Here is a 16,979-nt window from a genome sequence, read left to right on the forward strand (position 1 = left end):
TTTTATGGTAGAAAAGAAACTTCCAAGATTATTACAAGCGGCTAAGGAATTTAACATCGGCCAGGATACCCTTGTTGAGTTCTTAGTAGGCAAGGGTTTTGAACGGGATGATTTAAAACCTTCCACTAAGCTGACCGATGCCATGTATGTTGCCCTGCAACAGGGATTCCATGGTGACAAGGCCGCAAAAATTATCAGCGACCAGGTTGACTTACCAAAAGGACTGGGTGGCGAGAATAAAAAGCGTCGCGAGGAGGAAGAGTCGCCAAAACCGGCTGTTCGCCCGGCGGCTAAAGAAGAACCGGTTGTAGAAGCGCCACCGGTTGCAGAGCCCGCCCCTGTAGTGCCTGAAACTCCGGTTAAGGAAGCGGAGGCGCCAGCCAAGGAGCCCGAACTCCCGACTCCGCAGCCTGAGGAAAAAACACCGGCAGCAATTCCTGAAGAAGCGCCGGTAGCCAAGGCACCAACGCGGGATATTGGCGGACCCAAGATCATCAGCAAGATTGATCTGTCGGCGATCGATTTTTCAACCCGCCCGAAAAAGGCGGCAAAAAAGGAAACTTCTGTGGTGGAAACACCGGTGCCGAAGGCGGAAGAGCCCGTTGAAGTGCCGAAAGAGCCTGTAGCTGTAACACCTCCGGTGGAAGAAAAAGAACCCGTTAAAGAAACGCCTCCTCCGGTTGAAGAGGAAAAACCGGCAGAAGTGCAGATCAGTAATATCCAGGCTGAAAAGATCGAAGGTCCGAAGATCCTGGGTAAGATTGAATTGCCGGTAGATAATGATACCCGCCCGAAACGGGATGAGAAACGGAAGCGGAAACGCATTCCGATCGAAAAGAAAGAAGTAAAAGCGGATCCGGATCAGCGCAGACCGCATGGTGGTGCCGGAACGCAGCAGGGGCAGGGTGGCCGCAGCGGTGGTCAGCATCATGGCGGCGGACATCATGGAAAAGGCAACTTCAGAGACCGTCACCGGCCGCACCGTGAAGAGAAACAGATCGATGAAAAAGAGATCCAGGAGAAAATCCGCGAAACCCAGGCGAAACTGAGCGGCGGCGGCGGTAACAAGCAGAAAAGCATGCGTGCCAAAGCGCGTAGGGATAAACGCAATGAAGCGGCTGAAGCCATGGAGGAAGAAGGGGTTGACAAAACATTGCGGGTAACGGAATTTATCAGCGTAAGCGAACTGGCGAGCCTGATGGATGTAAGTTTTGCAGATGTGATCAGTAAATGTATGAGCCTGGGTATTATGGTGTCAATTAACCAGCGTCTGGATGCAGAGGTGATTGAACTGGTGGCCAGTGAATTTGGATATGATGTGTCCTTCATCGATATGGAACAGCAGATGGAAATGGAAGAAGAGGCTGATGAGGAAGATGACGAAGCAGAACGGGTTCCAAGAAGTCCGATCGTTACCATCATGGGACACGTAGACCATGGTAAAACCTCGTTGCTGGATTATATCCGGAATGCGAATGTAGTAGCCGGCGAAGCCGGGGGTATCACCCAGCATATTGGTGCATACCGCGTAAAAGTAGCCGACGGAAAAGAGATCACCTTCCTGGATACTCCGGGTCACGAAGCCTTTACAGCGATGCGTGCCCGCGGTGCCAAGGTTACCGATATTGCAGTTATCGTGGTAGCGGCCGATGATGCGGTGATGCCGCAAACAAGGGAAGCCATCAGTCACGCACAGGCAGCCGGTGTACCCATGATTTTTGCCATCAACAAAATTGATAAGGATGGTGCCAATCCGCAGAAGATTTACGAGCAGCTTTCACAGATGAACATCCTGGTGGAAGAATGGGGTGGAAAATTCCAAAGCCAGGAGCTGAGTGCCAAACAAGGGTTGAACGTAGATAAGCTGCTGGAAAAAATATTACTGGAAGCAGAGTTGCTGGATCTGAAAGCCAATCCCGACAGGGAAGCTACCGGTACCATTATTGAGGCTACCCTGGATAAGGGTAGAGGATATGTGGCTACACTGCTGGTAGAGAACGGAACGCTGCACCCGGGCGATCTGATCGTGAGCGGTCAGTATTATGGCCGTGTTAAAGCCATGTTTAATGAACGGAACAAGCGTGAAGATGCCGCCGGTCCTTCTGCGCCTGCAGTGGTGCTGGGATTGAACGGCGCGCCACAGGCCGGTGAGAAGTTTAAAGTATACGAAGAAGAATCAGAAGCCAAGAGCATTGCCAACCGCCGCTCACAAATCCTGCGCGAGCAGGGTATGCGTACCAAGAAGCACATTACGTTGGATGAGATCGGCCGGCGCCTGGCATTGGGTAACTTTAAGGAACTTAATGTTATTATCAAAGGCGACGTGGATGGCTCTGTGGAAGCGCTGAGCGATTCTTTACAAAAACTTTCTACAGAAGAGATCCTTGTAAATGTGATCCATAAGGGTGTAGGTCAGATCAATGAAAGTGATATCGTGCTGGCGGAAGCCTCCGATGCCATTGTGATAGCCTTTAACGTGCGCCCGTCGCAGCAGGCATCCCGCATCGCTGAAAATGCGGGCATCGAAATCAAGATGTACTCGATCATTTACACGGCGATCGACGAAGTGAAGAGCGCGATGGAAGGTATGCTGGAGCCCACCATGAAAGAAAAGATTGTGGGTAACGTAGAAATCCGTGAAGTGTTCAAATTTGATAAGGCTGTGGTTGCGGGATGTTTTGTACTGGATGGCCGTATCAAACGCGATAATAAGGTTCGGGTAATCCGCGATGGTATCGTAATTTACCCCACCGGTGAAAACGCCGTGGCAGAACTGGGCTCTCTGAAGCGCTTTAAAGACGATGCCAAGGAAGTGCTGACCGGCATGGAGTGTGGTTTAACGATAAAGAATTACAACGATATCAAGGTTGGTGATGTAGTAGAGGCGTATGAACTGGAAGAAGTGAAGCGTACTTTATAAATCATCCCGGATCGTAAAATACAGGTAAAACATCAGTCGGAAAGCCGGCTGGTGTTTTTCGTTGCACAGAAAGGGGCAACAAACTTTTGTTAAATACAGCCCTGTTTGGAGCAGGATGCCCCGGGCAAGGCTAATTTTGATCTATGTTTATTATGAGTAAAAGAACAGGTCTTTTTTCCGTAAAAGGCATACTGGCTGCTGTAGGTATTTTATTTTCCACGGTTGTTGCCGCACAGGGACAGGCGAGCAAGCAGGTAGTTGACAAAATTATAGGTGTGGTAGGTGACCGGATCATCCTGAATTCAGATGTTCAGAATGAGCTGCAGGATGCACCGCGCCGGGGTGAAACCCTTCCTCCCAATGCCAATTGTATCATTATGGAGCAGATTATGCTGTCGAAGATCCTGGCATTGCAGGCGGAACGAGATTCCATCCCGCTGACGGATGAAGAGGTGGAGGCTCAGCTGGATATGAAAATCCGTTATTATATTCAGCAGTTTGGCAGCCAGGCCGAACTGGAATCGGTTGCGGGTAAAACGGTATATCAGTTAAAAGACGATCAGCGTCCCCTCATCAAAGAGCAAATGCTGGCCGAGCGTATGAAAAATAAAGTGGTGAGCGGTGTACATATTACTCCCACAGAGGTAAAAACATTTTTTGAAAAAGTGCCAGCAGACAGCCTGCCGTTTCTGGAATCTGAGCTTGAAGTGGGACAGATCTCCATTCTGCCTTCGGCATCCAAGGATGTGGACGACTACATCTATAATGAGATGCTGAATTATAAAAAGCAGATTGAAGCGGGTACTGTTACCTTCGATGCGCTGGCAAAAAGGGTGTCTGAAGACCCGGGGAGCCGCGAGCGCGGCGGTCTTTATGAGATCAACCGCTCGGATAAATCTACCTGGGATCCGGTATTCCTGTCCACCGCTTTCCGTCTGAAAGCCGGTGAAATATCGTTGCCGGTAAAATCGAACCGTTTTGGATTTTTCCTGATCCAACAGGTTAGCCGCCGCGGGGATAATGCCAAGATCAAAATGATTCTTCGTATCCCGCCCGTTACTGACAATGAATTGAAAGACGCACGCTTAAAACTGGATTCCGTTCGTACTGAAATTGAAGCCAAAAAGATCAGTTTTAAGGACGCGGCTTATAAGTATAGTGATGATGAGAATGTAAAGAATTATGGTCCTTATGTTTTAAACAGGGATGGTTCTACCTATGTAAATATTGATGCACTGGATAAGGATATGGTAAACACCATCAAGGATATGAAGGTAGGCGATTTGTCGCGCCCCGTAAACTTTACCAACGAGCAGGGTAAAAAAGGTGTACGGCTGGTTTACCTGAAATCCCGTTCAGAACCGCATCGCCTGAACCTGAACGACGACTACGCCCGGATCGCTGAAATGGCGCTGAGCCAAAAGAAAAATGAAGAACTGGATAAATGGCTGCAGAAAAAGATCCCTACCTTTTATATCCTGGTAGATAAGGACGCGGCCGGCGGATGCCCCAGTCTTTTAAAATACCAGACTACAGAAAACAGAGGATTTTAAGGTCCAAGCCTGATGAAAACAAGAACAACCCGGGAAGCAGTTAACAGGAGCAACCAGGGCACGCTGGCATTTGCTTTTTAGAATACAGGGGTCGGTTCCGGTTTTAGAGATCCGCGGCGCATGGTAAGAGGAATACTTTTTGGATACTGACCGCAAACCGTTTGCGAAGGTTATTTGCCCGGTCATTATTATTTATTATTTTGCAGGGGCATGATATTTACCAATCGTCCGTTTTTATACTTTCCGGTCACAACCGGTTCAAAAGCAAACCATAAAATTATTATTCTTACTGCGCCGTCGGGTGCGGGGAAAACTTCCATAACCCACCATTTATTAAAAAAAATTCCCCAGCTGTCTTTTTCTATTTCCGCAGCCACGCGGGCGGCCCGCGCCGGGGAAGTAGATGGCCGAGATTATTACTTCATCAGCGAGGCGGAGTTTACAAAAAAGATCAAAGCCAATGAGTTTGTAGAATGGGAGATGGTATACGAAGGCAAATATTATGGCACCCTGAAAAGCGAGCTGCAGCGGTTGTGGAAGAAAGATAAATACCCGTTGCTGGATATTGATGTAAAAGGCGCCATTCACGTGCAGCAGCAGTATCCCAAGGAGAGCCTGTCTGTTTTTATTGAACCTCCCTCTGTAAAGGAATTACGGAGACGGCTGATCTCCAGAGGGAGCGAAAGCGAGGAGTCGCTGCAAACCCGCCTGAATAAGGCCGAGTATGAACTGTCGTTTATGAATCATTTTAATAAGGTGGTAGTAAATGATGACCTTGAGGAGGCCTGTGCCGAAACCGAGGCCCTGGTGCGAAAATTCCTGAATTTACCCGCCTGAACAAAAGCGGTTTCATGTAGCATTTTATTTATCTTTATCTTATGGAATGGCAGCTATTAATGTGGATCGTTTCTTTGCTGTTCATGATCTTCTTTGCCGGCGTGGAAATGGCTTTCTTTGGCGCCAGCAGACTGAACATTGAGCTGAAAAGAAAACAAGGCACCTTAACAGGACGGTTGCTGGGTAAGTTTGTAGATATGCCGGCGATCTTCTGGGGAACAACCGTAATCGGGTATATCACGGCCCTTACCATCTTTGTATTGCAAACCAGCGAAGTGCTGATCCCTTTCTGGCAAAAAAGCGGTATCAATTCGCGCACTGCGCAGATCCTGCTGGAGATTGCGTTTAACACCCTCATCATTTTGATATTTGTAGAGTTCATACCCAGGGCGGTTTTCAGGGCGAACAGCAATACCCTGCTCAGCCGGCTGGCAGTGATCATTAATTTCTTTTTATGGCTGTTGTATCCCATTACAGCCGCACTTTTCCGGCTGGCCAACTGGATACTGAAGTATGTGTTTAATGTACGACTGGATAAAGGAAAATCGCCGTTTGCCCGGAACGACCTGCAGTTTATGTTTCGCGACAGCAGGAAAACCCTCCGTGAAGAAACCAGTACCCATCTCCTGGAAAATGCGCAGGAACTGGCTAATATCAAGATCCGACAGAGCATGGTTCCCCGCAAGGAAATCATTGCCGTGGAAGTGAGTGCGCCGGTTGAATCCCTGATCCAGAAATTTGTGGAAACAAAGCGAAGCCGGATCATTATCTATGAATCGAATATCGACAATATTCTGGGTTTTGCTCATGAACTGGATCTTTTTAAAAAGCCTGCTGATATAGAATCGATCCTGATCCCTATTATTGCAGTGCCGGAAAGTATGACGGCTGTAGGGCTGATCAATAAATTCAGCAAGGAGTCTAAAAGCATTGCTTGGGTGGTAGATGAATTTGGCGGTACGGCCGGTATCATTACTATGGAAGATGTGCTGGAAGAGCTGTTTGGCGAAATATGGGATGAATATGACACCCAGCTGTTTGTTGAAAAACGGATATCGGAGGATGAATACATCTTTTCCGGAAGAATGGAGCTGGACTACCTGGAAAAAAAATATGATTTTGAATTTGAAGATAAGACAGATTCTGAGACCCTGTCGGGATATATTATCAACTTTTATGAAACCATTCCTTCCCAGAAAGAACGGATTATTATCGGCGATTTTGAATTTGACATTCTTGGGGTAAATGATACACGGATCGAGATGGTGAAACTGAAAAAATTAAAATAGACTTTTGAGCATTTTATACGCATCTTTGTCCTCCATTTTTGATATACGATGGCTTTACTGGATTTTTTAAAGAAAAGGAGTGGTGGCGAGGATGAGATGTCCTTTATAGACCACCTGGAAGTTTTAAGGTGGCATCTGATACGCAGCGTGATCGCGGTGGTAATTTGCGCCATTGCGGTTTTTATGTTTTCCAATTTTTTTGTGGATGACATTATTTTCGGACCCACAAGGCCGGATTTTATTTCTGTAAAGTGGCTTTGTTCGATGGGACAGAAAATGGGCATTGACGGGCTTTGCCTTAAGGTTGAACCCAAGTTTCAGGAAACCACCATGACGGGGCAGTTCATTGCTTCCTTTACGGTGGCCTTTGTAGGTGGATTTATACTGGCCTTTCCATATATTTTCTGGGAGATCTGGCGCTTTGTAAAGCCGGCTTTGTCAGATAAAGAGCGGAAAGGCACTTCCGGGATCATATTCTGGGTGTCCGTATTGTTTTTTTTGGGCGTGGCGTTCGGCTATTTTATTCTTACCCCCCTGATGGTAAGTTTTTATTTCAACTATAAGCTCAGCGAGCAAATCCAGATCATTCCTACATTTTCAGACTACCTGGAGAATGTGATCTATACAACCGTGGGAATCGGCGTGTTGTTCCAGCTGCCGCTATTGGTATTACTGCTGGCCAAGTCAGGAATTCTTACAGGCACGGTGTTGAAAAAATACCGCAGGCATGCGTTTGTGGTGATCCTGATTGCCGCAGCCATCATTACACCCACAACGGATCCGTTTAGTCTGGCCGTGGTAACAGCTCCTTTGTACATTCTTTTTGAGGTGAGCGTGGCGCTGGCATCAAAGATCGAGCGGAAGAATAAATTGGAGAACCCGGAAGAGTGGAGTTAAAAAAAGATTTTATGGAAGCAATATTTGATACACAAAAGCCCGTTGCTATTGGCAGCGATCATGCCGGCTTTGAGTATAAACAGTATGTGATTTCTTTCCTGGAAGGAAAAGGACTGACATTTAAAGATTTTGGCGCATATTCGTCGGAATCGGTCGATTATCCGGATTTTGCCCATCCGGTGGCTGCCGCAGTTGAAAGCGGAGCATATGCATTCGGTATCCTGCTTTGCGGCAGTGGTAACGGTGTTGCTATTACTGCAAACAAGCACCAGGGAGTGAGGGCAGCACTTTGCTGGGATAAGGAAATAGCCGAACTGGCCCGTAAACACAATAATGCAAACATACTGTGCATACCGGCCCGGTTTATTCCCGAAGATGTGGCCGAGGTGATGGTGGAAGCCTTTATTACTACTGCGTTTGAAGGTGGCCGCCATGCAAACCGGGTGGATAAAATCTGCTGCGGTTAGGCAACCCGGAGCCGGATCCGGCCAACGGACCCAAATACAGAAAATGAGAAATATGATGAAGCATCTTTTTGCCGTGGCGGCTGTATGTACAGCCCTTACAGGAACGGCTCAAAAAAAAGCGGACCCGCAAACTTTTGCGCGATCCATTACCCCCACCGATCTCAAAAATCATTTAAATGTTATTGCCAGCGCGGAGATGGAGGGGCGCGACACACCTTCCCCGGGTTTGGAAAAAGCAGCGGATTATATTACAGCGCATTTTAAGAAGCTGGGACTGAAACCCGGAAACAACGGAGGTTTCCGGCAAACCTATCAGTTGTCGAAAGACTCCCTCGCCGTATTGAATGTTACCATTAACGAAATGCGTTTTGAAGGGGTGGACGATATAGCACCGATATGGACCAGTGACGATCAGCTAAACCTGAACTATAGTGAATATGCATTTGCCGGTTATGGTATAGTGGATCAGAACAGGGATGATTATGCGGGTCTGGATGTGAAGGGCAAATTGGTAGTGATTATCGCCGGAAGCCCCAAAGGGTTTACGCCGTCTGTTCAGGGAAGACTGGCTTCTACTACGCTTACCAGCAAGATCCGGAATGCCCTGGCGAAGGGGGCCGGAGCGATTTTTATTGCGACGCAGGAAATCCCTTCCCGTTCAAAACTAAAAGTGCATTACCGGCCCGAATGGGAAAAAGAGGCCCCAGGTAAAGCAGCGCCCGTGTTTTACATCAGCGCCAATGTGGTTGAAAAAGTGAGCGGTCATAGTTATGAAGAGGTAAAAGCAGCCCTCGATAACGGCGAAACCACGCCAGGTATCAACCAGGCTACACTAACTCTGAATTACCTGCTACAGAAGGACCGGGCCACGGCCTCCAATGTGCTCGGGGTTATTGAGGGTACGGATAAAAAAGAAGAGTACCTGTTCATCACCGCGCACTATGACCATGTGGGGAAAGATGCAAAGGGAAATATTTATTATGGTGCGGATGACGACGGATCCGGAACCGTAAGCGTTCTTGAAATGGCTGAGGCATTTGCCCTGGCAAAAAAAGCGGGTAAAGGTCCCCGCAGGACGGTTGTATTTATGACGGTGAGCGGGGAGGAGAAAGGCCTTTGGGGGTCTGAATACTACTCCGAAAATCCTATATATCCGCTGGATAAAACCACTGCAGATCTTAACATTGATATGATCGGCCGTATTGATACAGAGCGGATGAGCGCCGACACGCTGAACTATGTGTATGTAATTGGACATGACAAATTGAGCACAGATCTTCCGGTGATCAATGAGGGAATGAATAACAAATACACGAAACTCGTACTGGATTATAAATTTGACGATCCCAATGATACCGAGCGCATCTATTACCGCAGCGATCATTATAATTTTGCCCGAAAAGGGGTACCGATCCTGTTTTTTTATGATGGTATGTTAAAAGCCGATTATCACAAACCAACCGATACCATCGATAAGATTAATTTTCCGCTGATGGCGAAAAGAGCCCAGATGATCTTTTATACGGCCTGGGAAATGGCCAACCGCGATGCCATGCTGAAGCGGGACCTAAAGTTGCCCGAACAGGCGTACTAAAACTGATTTTTTGAAAGAGTTCCCCGTGGGAACTCTTTTTTTTGCGCCGCTCTTGGGGGCATCACCTTTTCTTCATAATAGGCTGTTATCTTGTGTGCCTATTTATCTATTCAATTCTACCATATGCGTTTTAACGTTCTTTTTTCCACATTGATGATCGTATTGTGTTTGTCCTGCAGCAAAAAAAATGAGGATGCAGGATCTGCGGATGAGCAAAAGCTGGAAGCCCACTCCTGGCAGCAAACCAATACAACGGCTACCACCGATGAGCAAAAGCCCGTAGCTACTTTTAGTGCCAATCATGATTTTAGTCTGAATCTGAACAGTGCTGTAACCGGTGCCGGAAATGATAGCAACATCGGGGCAGTGGCCACCGGCACCTGGAGCTATGATGGAAAGAATATTGAAATTTCTAATATAAGTATCAGTTATAAAGTAAACGGCTCAACTGCCGCTAACCTGCAGGCGGTGGTAAACGCCTATGCCGGAGGTTTAGTGGCGTTTAATGCCTTTATACAGGCGTATTGTAATGTATTGCAGGTAGATGTTTCAGGCAACCTCACCATAAAAGGGGCCTCTTCCAATAAGGTTACCTGGGTTGTTAACCAGCTTACATCCAGCGTACTGGTGGTTGCTTCGGCCGGCACTACCGCCAGCTTTACGGCAAAATAGCAGTTCTTTTTGTGATTTTAATAGAGGTGCTCCCAATCCCACTTATTGTTATAGCAGCAACAAAAGGCCACCGGTGATATGCTTTTAAGCAGGTGCCGGAAGGATGGGAGCCCTCTTTAAAAATTTCCCCGACGTGATATTTATTACGATATACCAAATACAAAGCGGCCGTCTCAAAAATGCGAGACGGCCGCTTTCCAGTTTATTGTATCTTTAAGCTGATTACCAGCCCAGGATCCAGGCAAAGATCAGCGGAGCCACGATCGTAGCATCGCTTTCTACAATAAATTTAGGGGTGTGAATATCCAGTTTCCCCCAGGTGATCTTTTCGTTGGGCACCGCACCAGAGTAGGAACCGAAGGAAGTGGTACTGTCGCTGATCTGGCAAAAGTAACTCCAGAACGGAACATCGTGCCATTCCAGGTCCTGGTACATCATCGGCACCACGCAAATAGGGAAATCGCCTGCGATACCACCGCCGATCTGGAAAAAGCCCACACCTTTTCCATCGCTGTTATTGCGGTACCAGTCGGCCAGCCAGGTCATGTATTCGATCCCGCTTTTTACTGTACTGGCTTTTAATTCGCCCTTAATCACGTAGCTGGCAAAGATGTTTCCGGTCGTGCTGTCTTCCCATCCGGGAACCACAATCGGGATATTCTTTTCCGCTGCGGCAATGATCCAGCTATCTTTTGGATCAATTTCATAATATTGTTCCAGTTCTCCGCTCAGCACGGTTTTATACAGGAACTCATGCGGAAAATAGCGTTCGCCTTTTTCTTCCGCTTCTTTCCATTGTCTTACCAGGTGTTTCTGAAGACGGCGGAATGCCTCTTCTTCGGGGATGCAGGTATCGGTTACACGGTTATAATGATTTTCTAGCAGCTCCCATTCTTCCTGCGGCGTAAGATCACGGTAGTTGGGAACGCGTTTGTAATGCGAATGCGCCACCAGGTTCATCACATCTTCTTCCAGGTTGGCTCCCGTGCAGGAAATGATCTGTACCTTGTCCTGACGGATCATTTCTGCCAGCGAAATACCCAGTTCGGCCGTGCTCATAGCACCCGCAAGGGTGATCATCATCTTACCGCCGGCATTCATATGGGCTTCATAACCTTTGGCCGCATCGATCAGCGCAGCAGCGTTGAAATGCCGGTAATGATGTTCAATAAATTGAGAAACAGGTCCTTTACTCATAATTTTTTTGAATTTTACTCCGCCTTCGGATCACAATAAGGTGAGACATTGCGAGGGGCAAAAATAAAGATTTGGTGAAAATGGCCGTGTGAAATCTTTGTGACAGTATTATTTTGTAACTTGCTACTATGGGACTTACAATGGCAAAAGAAAAATACCAGCGTCCGCCGAGAACCGCCATGGAAGTATACGAAATGCTTCCTGAAGGTACCCTGGCGGAGGTTATCCATAATGTCTTATATATGTCACCCGCACCAACCTTTGAACACCAACGAATACTGGCCGCATTGTTCACGCATCTGAATGTTCATATTTCGGAAAACGATTTAGGGGAATGCGTTTTTTCCCCCGTAGACGTTTACCTGGGCAGCAATAATGCGGTGCAACCGGATATTGTTTTTATTGCAAAAGAAAACCTTTCCATTGTTAAAGAAGGGAAAGTAAAGGGCGCTCCCGATTTAGTGGTAGAAGTGCTGTCAGGCAACAAAAAGCACGATCTGCAACTAAAGAAGCAACTCTATGAAGCCTTTGGGGTAAAGGAGTATTTTGTTGTGAATCTTGCTGATAAGGAAGTGATCACGTATTATTTCGACGGGAAAAAGTTTATTTTGCAGGAAAGTAAAAGAGGCCGGATAAAGTCAAAATTGCTGCGCAAAACAATCTCCTTTTAATGCTTCGTGTACGTTCATCCATCAGCCATCCCGAACCGGGGAGGCAAAAACTGCTGAAATTCCCCTTGCTATCCCCGAAGATTTAGGCGCTAAAACGTACCTTTACCGGTTCAAAACAGAAGATACCGTGTCTGATAAGATTCTTTTATTGCCTGATAATATTGCTAACCAGATCGCCGCCGGTGAAGTAATCCAGCGTCCGGCGAGCGCTGTAAAAGAGCTGTTGGAAAATGCGGTGGATGCCGGGGCTACTGCCGTTCAGCTGATTGTGGTGGACGCGGGGAAAACGCTGTTGCAGGTAATTGATAACGGTAGCGGCATGAGTGAAACCGATGCCCGCATGTGCTTCGAGCGGCATGCCACTTCCAAGATCCGGAATATTGACGACCTGTTTCATATTCATACTATGGGGTTCAGGGGAGAGGCACTGGCTTCCATTGCGGCCGTGGCCCAGGTGGAACTGAAGACCAAACGGCCGGAGGATGAAGCCGGTACTTATATAGAAGTAGAGAACAGTGTTGTGGTTACACAGGAACCCGTGGCCAGTCCGGATGGCACCAGTATTGCCATGAAGAACCTTTTTTTTAATGTGCCGGCGCGGAGGAATTTTTTAAAGAGCAATGCTGCGGAAATGCGGCATATTGTAGAAGAATTTACCAGGGTAACCATGGCTTTTCCGCATATCCTGTTTACCCTTACCAGCAATGGCCAGCAGCTGATGCACCTGGAGCCGGGCAGCCTTAAACAGCGGATCGTGCAACTGCTGGGCAGCAGCTATAACGCCAAAATGGTTTCTGTAGCAGAACAAACTGATTATATGAATATTCACGGGTTTACAGGGAAACCGGAAACCGCCAAAAAGACCCGTGGGGATCAGTATTTTTTCGTAAACAACCGCTTTATTAAAAGCGCCTACCTAAACCATGCGGTGATGAGCGCTTACCAGGAGTTGCTGCCGGCAGACAGTTTCCCGATGTATGTGCTGTTTATCGATCTGGATCCAACGCAGGTAGACGTGAATGTGCATCCTACGAAACAAGAGATCAAATTTGAAGATGAAAAAATTGTATATGCCTTTGTGCAGGCCGCTGTAAAGCATGCCCTGGCCCAATTCAGTATCACACCCACCCTGGATTTTGACCTGGATGCTTCCATCCAGCAATTGCCCTCTGTAAGTCAGCCGTTTACAAGCGATCAACAGCAGAAAGCATCTGGTTCGTCTTTATACCAGGGATTTACGCAAAAGCACCAGGCGCATTTTATTGAAAAACCCTCCGGTCAGGAATTAAAAAGCTGGAGAGATTTTTACGAACCCCTGCCCAAGGAGGAGGCGCTGTTTGATTATGAAAAAACTGCTCAGCAACAACACCTGGCCATCCAAAACAAACGGAACCGTTTTGAAATAGACGGTGATACCGAACTTACCCAGGTATGGAATACATATATTATGATGCCGGCAGATCAAAGCTTTCTGCTGATCAATCAGCAGGCGGCGCATGAGCGGGTGCTGTATACGCAAATGAAACAGGCAGCGGCGGGAACGCCGGTTATCATTCAAAAAAGCATGTTCCCGGTAACCCTGGAACTTTCGCCTTCAGATGCGGTATTGCTGGCCGAATTATTGCCCGATCTGCGGATGCTGGGTTATGAAATAGAGCCCTTTGGCAATAACAGTTTTGTAGTGCAGGGTACACCAGCCGACCTGGAAGATACCGATGAAAAGCACCTGATCGATTTTACATTGGAGCAATACAAGCATTTTAGCAGCGACATCCGGGTTTCTAACCGGGAAAAACTAATCCGCTCTCTTGCCCGGCAACGGGCTGTGAAGAACGGGAACCGTTTAACTGATCGGGAGATGCGGCAACTGGTAACCGATCTGTTCCGGTGCGAACCCTTTAACACGGCACCGGATGGTAACCCTACCTACCTGGAATTTAAACAGGACCAGATCGAGAAGATGTTTGGGCGGTAAACCATCTGTCTGCTTTTCTATATACCGTCAGGTTTTTAGCAACGTTAAGGTATATAAAAAGCCCCCGGATGATTCCGGAGGCCAATAACTAAATCATCAGAGAGCGATATGTGCTAAATCTTGAAACCCAGTGTGAGTACGACTCTTGATCCATTGGATTTGATCCTGGCCGGATCAAAAGCACTTTTGTCTTCCAGGCGATAGGGATAATATACATCATCCTTAGCCGTATAAATATAACCCAGGTCTACAAAGAAACCATGATTGCGGTAACCGATGCCGGCGGAACCCTGGTAGATATTTCCCTTTTCACCTGCCAGGTTCTTATAGGGATTGCCATAATAAGCGCCACCGAACCGGGCCATAATGGTGTTGAATTTTAACTCAGCACCCAGGCGCGCGTTTACAGCTCCTTTATAGGCATTGTCAATAGCGGTATTCAGTTCACGGAAATAGCTCTTGTCCGCTACCCCGTTCTCGTCGTATGCTTTGAATTTAGAGGCCATATGGTTTACATACTCCACATCGGCGGTAATCAGTCCTTTTTGACTGGAAACATTATTTATATCTCCAAAAAGGTAGGTAAAGCTTCCCAGCAGTTTATAGGGCGTTTGCAGTGAATAGTCATAAACGGAAGGTTGTTCCGGCCGCCAGCTGTTCACCTGCTTACCTTTATTATCGGGATTGTTTTCTGATCCGGCTTCAGCATAGGCGTCATAATGGTCTGTAAGACTGTACCAGGTAGGTGTATGCGCTGCGATACCGATCCGGAAATTTTGTGTAGGTGTAAAAACCGCACCCAATTTTACATTCACACCCATTCCTTTTGTTACGAGGTCGTCCTCAAAATATCCGTACTCAAACTGGTTGGTGGTATTCTCGCTGCGGTCGAATTCATCAAAGGTACGGGTAGCACCGTATCGGAGGGTAGGCAAACCAATCGATCCCCCCAGGTATACTTTATCATTCAGATTCAGTCCGCCCCCTACTGCAACTTCCGTAATGCCTCCATTGGTTTTCAAGGTGCCTTCCTGGTATAAACCGGTGCTCCGGGCAATGCTGCCTGCGGGCGAGTTAAAATTCCCGTTTTGATCCTTATTGATCCAATAGGAATTAAAGGCCAGGTCTGCACCATAGGGATCCTTGGCAGCGCCTCCGAAAGCGTTTGCGTTTTCAGCAAACATATCTCCCATAGCACTTTTATTGTTGATGCCGTAAAAGCTGATACGGTTGTTGAAATCCGCAACCCGCGTAATACCAACACCGAAGGAAGAACTCTTAATGGAACGGTTGCCCCTGCTTTGGTTGCCAAAAACAACACCTGAGGTGCCAAAGAATCCCGCCGATTTTTTGGCGGTTTCTGTTCCGTCGTAATATGTGGCCTTATTACTAAGCAGATTCAATCCGCCGGAAACCACCAGGTCGCCCGTCCGGTAAAAGCCCAGGTTTCCGGGATTGGAGAACAGGGTGGAAATTTCTCCGCCGATTGATCCACTGGCGCCGCCCAGCGACTGCACGCGCGCGGTTCCGCTGGCTGTTTGCCAGGAGTAGCGCAGCGCATCCTCGGGGGTTTGGGCAACCGCGGTTCCCGCAGCGGTTAAAACAATAGCCGCAATAATTAGTTTCTTCATTGATAAATTAGTTTTTACAGATTAAAATCTTCTTCCAGACCCGCCGCTGCTGCGACCGCCGCCGCCTCCGCCTCCGCCGCCACCTCCAGATGAAGCAGGAGGCGAGTAAGATGGTGTGGATGATCGTGGCTCTACGCTTGGCCTACTGTAATTTTCAGAACGGGGAGCACTATATTCAGAGCGTGGAGCGCTGTAATTCTCGGATCTGCTGCTGTAGTTGGAGCCGGAATTATTGCCCCCGTATCCGCGACTGTTGTAACGTTCTCTTATGGCAGCAGCCCTGCCGCTACCGGAGGAATTACCGGGGTTGGTATTTACACTGGTGTTATTGCGCACGCCATAAGAACCGTTGCTGTAGGCGTCTCTTCTCATGGCGCCGTTCCGTTGGCTGTAATTCTGATTAGAACCATCCAGTATTCTTGGGTTGTAGGTATTTAAATTGCTGCGGCGTGGTCCGTAATTTACGCGGTTACCCACAATTACGCCGGGTCCGTAGCCGTAATAATACGGATTGCCCCACCAGCCAGTGTACCAGGGATCATACCAGCCACCCCAGCCATAACCCCATCCGCCATAATAGCCGCTGTACCAGGGATTATACCAGCCACCGCCCCATCCGAATCCGATACCGCCATACCAGCCGGAATAATAAGGATTGTAGTACATATTCCAATAGCTTACCGGGCTCCAGGGACTGTTCCAGTAGAAGGGATCATTCCAGTAATACCAGTTGTTGTAATAACTGAAGTTATAGCGGTTGCCATAAAAGTACCAGTCGTCAAGGTCTGACCAGCGGTAACGGTTCCGCACTTTCATGCGCAGATAACGGTCATCATAATCGGCGTATTCGTCCTCATCATATGATTCGTAATCACGATACCGTTTTTCGCCCGACTTTTTAACGTTGGCATATTCATCCTGCGGAGGTGCGGGGGAGTTGTAAACATCGTCTGGTGTCTGGCCGGTTTTGTATGCCGTGGTACACCCTCCGATAAAGAAAGCGCAGCCAAGCAGTAGTATCAATGTTCTGATGTTCATTTTTTGGCGATATTAAATAGTTTATGAATCAGATTGTTATAATTAATCACCAATTGCAGCTAATTGTTACCCTTTTAAATATACATTTGCAATTGCTGATAAAGTTACGTTAATAATGACGTTCTTTTGTTAAAAAAGATGCATAATATGTTGTTAATTCACAACGTATTTAACGTGAAAAAGGTTTAAAATGCAACAGGAGGAAGGTTTGTGGCAGATGGTTTAACATTTGTTGTTT

13 protein-coding genes are annotated in these 16,979 nt (G+C 47.4%); 10 read left to right on the forward strand and 3 right to left on the reverse strand.

All coding sequences use genetic code 11. The features are described from left to right. Positions 1-4: 4 nt before the first annotated feature. From infB to LL912_RS20045, 8 genes are all read left to right on the forward strand, one after another. Entirely contained in the window at positions 5-2,920 is a 2,916-nt protein-coding gene (gene infB, locus LL912_RS20010; protein WP_235555382.1) for a translation initiation factor IF-2, read from the forward strand. A gap of 152 nt (positions 2,921-3,072) precedes the next feature. Next, positions 3,073-4,473 carry a peptidylprolyl isomerase gene (locus LL912_RS20015; protein WP_235555383.1) on the forward strand — a complete coding sequence of 467 codons (1,401 nt, stop codon included), beginning with the start codon at positions 3,073-3,075 and terminating at the stop codon, positions 4,471-4,473. Between the two features lie 210 nt (positions 4,474-4,683). Further along, entirely contained in the window at positions 4,684-5,310 is a 627-nt protein-coding gene (gene gmk, locus LL912_RS20020; protein WP_235555384.1) for a guanylate kinase, read from the forward strand. A 41-nt stretch (positions 5,311-5,351) separates the two neighbouring features. Next, the gene (locus tag LL912_RS20025; protein WP_235555385.1) at positions 5,352-6,599 is read left to right on the forward strand and encodes a hemolysin family protein; all 1,248 of its coding nucleotides are present in this window, start codon (positions 5,352-5,354) and stop codon (positions 6,597-6,599) included. A gap of 48 nt (positions 6,600-6,647) precedes the next feature. Then, positions 6,648-7,496 carry a twin-arginine translocase subunit TatC gene (gene tatC / locus LL912_RS20030; RefSeq protein WP_235555386.1) on the forward strand — a complete coding sequence of 283 codons (849 nt, stop codon included), beginning with the start codon at positions 6,648-6,650 and terminating at the stop codon, positions 7,494-7,496. Between the two features lie 11 nt (positions 7,497-7,507). Continuing rightward, positions 7,508-7,963, forward strand: a complete 456-nt coding sequence (rpiB, locus tag LL912_RS20035; RefSeq protein ID WP_235555387.1) for a ribose 5-phosphate isomerase B — start codon at positions 7,508-7,510, stop codon at positions 7,961-7,963. A 52-nt stretch (positions 7,964-8,015) separates the two neighbouring features. After that, the gene (locus LL912_RS20040) at positions 8,016-9,557 is read left to right on the forward strand and encodes a M28 family peptidase (RefSeq protein ID WP_235555388.1); all 1,542 of its coding nucleotides are present in this window, start codon (positions 8,016-8,018) and stop codon (positions 9,555-9,557) included. A gap of 123 nt (positions 9,558-9,680) precedes the next feature. Next, complete coding sequence (locus LL912_RS20045) at positions 9,681-10,229, forward strand: hypothetical protein (RefSeq protein WP_235555389.1); 549 nt, start codon at positions 9,681-9,683, stop codon at positions 10,227-10,229. 222 nt (positions 10,230-10,451) lie between these two features. Here LL912_RS20045 and LL912_RS20050 read toward each other — a convergent pair whose 3' ends face one another. Further along, positions 10,452-11,426, reverse strand: a complete 975-nt coding sequence (locus LL912_RS20050; protein ID WP_235555390.1) for a deoxyhypusine synthase family protein — start codon at positions 11,424-11,426, stop codon at positions 10,452-10,454. 128 nt (positions 11,427-11,554) lie between these two features. On the opposite strand from LL912_RS20050, the gene LL912_RS20055 reads away from it, so the two are divergent. Then, complete coding sequence (locus LL912_RS20055; protein ID WP_235555391.1) at positions 11,555-12,097, forward strand: Uma2 family endonuclease; 543 nt, start codon at positions 11,555-11,557, stop codon at positions 12,095-12,097. A gap of 127 nt (positions 12,098-12,224) precedes the next feature. Beyond that, positions 12,225-14,072, forward strand: coding sequence for a DNA mismatch repair endonuclease MutL (mutL, locus tag LL912_RS20060; RefSeq protein ID WP_235555392.1), 1,848 nt, complete (start codon positions 12,225-12,227; stop codon positions 14,070-14,072). Positions 14,073-14,185: 113 nt separating this feature from the next. Here mutL and LL912_RS20065 read toward each other — a convergent pair whose 3' ends face one another. Both LL912_RS20065 and LL912_RS20070 read right to left on the reverse strand, forming a co-directional pair. Beyond that, positions 14,186-15,703: an aromatic hydrocarbon degradation protein gene (locus tag LL912_RS20065; protein ID WP_235555393.1), complete on the reverse strand. Its 1,518-nt coding sequence runs from the start codon at positions 15,701-15,703 to the stop codon at positions 14,186-14,188. A 21-nt stretch (positions 15,704-15,724) separates the two neighbouring features. After that, positions 15,725-16,741 carry a hypothetical protein gene (locus tag LL912_RS20070; RefSeq protein WP_235555394.1) on the reverse strand — a complete coding sequence of 339 codons (1,017 nt, stop codon included), beginning with the start codon at positions 16,739-16,741 and terminating at the stop codon, positions 15,725-15,727. Positions 16,742-16,979: the final 238 nt, after the last annotated feature.

This window comes from Niabella agricola (genome assembly GCF_021538615.1).
Classification (GTDB): domain Bacteria; phylum Bacteroidota; class Bacteroidia; order Chitinophagales; family Chitinophagaceae; genus Niabella; species Niabella agricola.

Bases quoted from the DNA above. Each gene is read 5' to 3' on its own strand.
- LL912_RS20055 (WP_235555391.1), top strand. From the start codon at position 11,555: ATGGGACTTACAATGGCAAAAGAAAAATACCAGCGTCCGCCGAGAACC.
- infB (WP_235555382.1), top strand. From the start codon at position 5: ATGGTAGAAAAGAAACTTCCAAGATTATTACAAGCGGCTAAGGAATTT.
- tatC (WP_235555386.1), top strand. From the start codon at position 6,648: ATGGCTTTACTGGATTTTTTAAAGAAAAGGAGTGGTGGCGAGGATGAG.
- LL912_RS20070 (WP_235555394.1), bottom strand. From the start codon at position 16,741: ATGAACATCAGAACATTGATACTACTGCTTGGCTGCGCTTTCTTTATC.
- LL912_RS20040 (WP_235555388.1), top strand. From the start codon at position 8,016: ATGATGAAGCATCTTTTTGCCGTGGCGGCTGTATGTACAGCCCTTACA.
- gmk (WP_235555384.1), top strand. From the start codon at position 4,684: ATGATATTTACCAATCGTCCGTTTTTATACTTTCCGGTCACAACCGGT.
- LL912_RS20045 (WP_235555389.1), top strand. From the start codon at position 9,681: ATGCGTTTTAACGTTCTTTTTTCCACATTGATGATCGTATTGTGTTTG.
- LL912_RS20015 (WP_235555383.1), top strand. From the start codon at position 3,073: ATGAGTAAAAGAACAGGTCTTTTTTCCGTAAAAGGCATACTGGCTGCT.
- LL912_RS20025 (WP_235555385.1), top strand. From the start codon at position 5,352: ATGGAATGGCAGCTATTAATGTGGATCGTTTCTTTGCTGTTCATGATC.
- LL912_RS20050 (WP_235555390.1), bottom strand. From the start codon at position 11,426: ATGAGTAAAGGACCTGTTTCTCAATTTATTGAACATCATTACCGGCAT.
- rpiB (WP_235555387.1), top strand. From the start codon at position 7,508: ATGGAAGCAATATTTGATACACAAAAGCCCGTTGCTATTGGCAGCGAT.
- LL912_RS20065 (WP_235555393.1), bottom strand. From the start codon at position 15,703: ATGAAGAAACTAATTATTGCGGCTATTGTTTTAACCGCTGCGGGAACC.